This window comes from Microcystis sp. M53603_WE2 (genome assembly GCF_030065435.1).
This window is the reverse complement of record NZ_JASJFF010000375.1, coordinates 1-1,059: the sequence shown is the minus strand read 5'-3', so window position 1 is coordinate 1,059 and position 1,059 is coordinate 1. Positions and strand designations below refer to the sequence as shown.

Below are 1,059 nucleotides of genomic sequence, written 5' to 3'. Positions count from 1 at the left end.
TTTGCTTTTCTTGGCGATCGCAATCAGCGAGGCGAAAAATTAACCCTAAAATCCACTACTTTTGACCCCAATACTCAGACGATTACGGTCATTTTTGATCCTCCTGTCCCCCCCGGTAATACCGTTTCCATCGGTCTGAAACCAGTACGAAATCCCGATTATGGTGGTGTCTATCAGTTTGGAATTACTGCCTATCCCCCCGGGGAGAATTCTCCCGGATTATATCTAGGTGTCGGACGTTTAGCAATTTACGATGCTGGCGATCGCTGGTAGGCTGTTCCGCGTCTAAACACAGTAAACAGTGAGCAGTAATCAGTGAGCAGTAAATATGAGATGACTGCTCTAACTTTCCCCTCTGAGTTTTAGAAAAATTTAACTTTATTCAATCTATGAACATCTGTTCAGATGTTATACTAAAGTCAGTAAAGAAGTTCCGAGGTAGTAACCATGATCGCTGTCACCATGATGAAATGTGCTTGTGAATCCTGTTTGTGTGTAGTATTGATCGCCGATGCCATCAAAAAAAACGATCAATACTACTGTTCCCAAGCTTGTGCCAATGGTCACGTTAACGAGAACGAGAAAGGCTGTGGACACCAGGGCTGTGGTTGCGTTTAAATTTAGTTATTGGGGAGAAGGGGACAAGTATCGGCATTGAAAATTCGATCGATACCTCCCTTTCTCAACTTTCCCTTAATAACCGATCAGGAAAAAATATGGCCCTAGAGAAAATAGCACCGGTTTGTGGGGAATCCCATCACCAAGAGGCGAAATTCCAGCACTTGCAGGGATTAGAACTAGAAGGCTAATTGCATTCGCCTCACCCAATATGTTCCCAGACAATATGTTACCAGAGGAGACGAATGGCGATCGCCTAAGTGGTCATCTGAAGCACATTCTGGTAAATACTGAACGGTTATCATCGGAAATTTTGGGTCTGAAACCCCGCCGTTCTAGGTTGGCTTTACGTTAGAATTAAAAGGCCAGTCTCGAAAACCAAGTGGACGGCGCAGCACCTTGAAAACTCGGCTTAGGGGGTTCCGACCAGAAAAGCTTGGC

The 1,059-nt window shown here is 44.8% G+C and carries 2 protein-coding genes and 1 pseudogene; all 3 read left to right on the top strand.

Annotated elements, in window-relative coordinates:
- Positions 1-273, top strand: a 273-nt coding sequence (locus PX481_RS08005) for a DUF2808 domain-containing protein (protein WP_288094264.1), incomplete at its 5' end; no start/stop codon positions are given.
- A gap of 174 nt (positions 274-447) precedes the next feature.
- Positions 448-618, top strand: a complete 171-nt coding sequence (locus tag PX481_RS08000; RefSeq protein WP_002761549.1) for a metallothionein — start codon at positions 448-450, stop codon at positions 616-618.
- 35 nt (positions 619-653) lie between these two features.
- Positions 654-803, top strand: a pseudogene (locus PX481_RS07995) (ArsR/SmtB family transcription factor); the annotation flags it as partial.
- Between the last annotated feature and the right edge of the window lie 256 nt (positions 804-1,059).